Annotated in this window: 1 protein-coding gene; it reads left to right on the forward strand. The window is 31.6% G+C overall.

Annotation, left to right across the window (positions count from 1 at the left end):
- Positions 1-1324 (forward strand): serine hydroxymethyltransferase (gene glyA / locus HUN22_RS16965; protein WP_174731855.1); only part of this gene is annotated, 1324 nt, incomplete at its 5' end.
- Between the last annotated feature and the right edge of the window lie 161 nt (positions 1325-1485).

A 1485-nucleotide genomic window follows, 5' to 3' on the forward strand; every position in this document is an offset into this window, starting at 1 on the left:
ACTTATGCAAGAAAAAGAACGTAGAAATAATAGTTTGACACTTATTGCATCAGAATGGGCAATGGCAAATCATATAAAAGATGCATTATCTAGTGTATTTGCTGAAAAATATTTTGAAGGTACTCCTTCAAATTCCTCATTAGAACGACTGCAAGATTTAAGTATTATAGATAGAGAGTTAGTTAAATTAAAAAAACCTGGATGGTATGCTCCGGGTTGTGAAATTTATGATGATTTATCATGGTTGAGTCAATCGCTTGTATTAGACTTATTTGATCCAAATAATGTTACAAATTATTATGTTGATAATAGGATTTTATCGGGTAGTCAAGCTAATTTAGCGGTTGTTCTGACTATTATGAAAAAGAGAAAAAAAAATAGACTTAAGATATTATGTCTTGATATGAATCACGGAGGTCATCTATCACATGGTTTAAAATCAAATATTTTAGGTATAATTCATGATATTTTTGAATATCAATTTTCTGAAACTTCTGGCTTAATGGATTATGATAATTTTAAGGTTAAAGTTAATTCTATTAATCCTGATTTAGTTATTTATGGTGGATCAGCATGTCCTAGAGATTGGGATCATTCAAGAATTAAACAAATAGTTCAAGGAAACTCTGAGGCGGAGCTTCTTTTTGATGGCTCGCATCCAGCTGGTTTAATCGCTACTGGATTAAATAATAATCCATTTTTTGAAGGCATTCCTTTTATTACTATGACTACTAACAAGACTTTATGTGGTCCGCGTGGTGCCTTTATTGCTTGTTTACCTGAGTATGCTGAAAGCTTAGCAAGGTCTGTTTTCCCTGGTCTGACAGCAGGTCCTCATGGACATGAAATTTTCGCTAAATTAGTTACATATGAATATGCTTTAACAGAACAATTTAAGACTCTAATGCAAAACGTTAAATCTAATGCTGCTTTTTTGTCAATGGAGTTAACAAATAAATATAATATTAAGTTAGTTAGTGGAGGTACTGATACCCATATGATTCTGATTGATTTAAATAAAACTATCCCTAATCGGAATTTAACAGGCTTACAAATCGAGATATGGGCAGAGAATTGTGGTTTTTATATGAATCGTAACACAATCCCTTTTGATCCTAAGCCTGCTCAAAATGAAACCAGTGGTATTCGAGTTGGCGTAGGGGTGGCAACTCAAAGGGGAATGGGCCATGAGGCTATGTCTATAATTGCTAAACAAATTGCTCATTTAATTTATGAGGGAGAAGATCCTTATATAAGAAGTGTTGTTAAACAAAATATTAGCAAATTAGTTGCTGACTACCCATTTTCTGATACTTATTTATAATTTTAGAATTTAAATTTAGAGGTCATAATGTTAATAAAATTTCCTATGAAATCTGTTGATTTTAAATCACAGTATCAAGAAAAAGAACCTATCGTTTTCAAAAATATAATCCAATCACATAGTATTTGCTGGGATAATATTAATGAAATTTTAGCTCGATG

Source organism: Acinetobacter lactucae (assembly GCF_013344765.1).
Classification (GTDB): Bacteria; Pseudomonadota; Gammaproteobacteria; order Pseudomonadales; family Moraxellaceae; genus Acinetobacter; species Acinetobacter lactucae_A.